The 335-nt window shown below is 62.4% G+C and carries 1 protein-coding gene; it reads right to left on the reverse strand.

The window, feature by feature from the left end; genetic code table 11:
- Window positions 1-7 precede the first annotated feature (7 nt).
- Window positions 8-335 (reverse strand): Crp/Fnr family transcriptional regulator (locus SB753_RS35655; protein ID WP_410804796.1); only part of this gene is annotated, 328 nt, incomplete at its 5' end.

Here is a 335-nt window from a genome sequence, read left to right on the forward strand (position 1 = left end):
GGAGCGATCAATGGCATTCCTGAAAGGAGCACAGCATCTCCTTCGAACAGATTTCGATCCGGCCATACCGGAGGACGATCGCTCCTTGCTCCGCCATTGCCTTGAGTTCCAGCGAGAGCGTCTGGCGCGTGATGCCGAGCATCATCGCAAGCGTGTCGTGGGAGACCGCGACCTCCGGGCGGCTCTGCGACAGCATGGTCACGTCGCCCGCAGCGAGCAGCAGCAGCCGGCGGGCAATGCGGGCACGCGTCGAATGCAAGGTCGCGTCTTCGACCATGCGATAAAGCCAGTTCATGTGGATGAGCTGCAACTCCGCAACCGCGCGGAAGAAGGCC

Source organism: Paraburkholderia sp. SIMBA_053 (assembly GCF_046534895.1).
Taxonomy (GTDB): Bacteria; Pseudomonadota; Gammaproteobacteria; order Burkholderiales; family Burkholderiaceae; genus Paraburkholderia; species Paraburkholderia caledonica.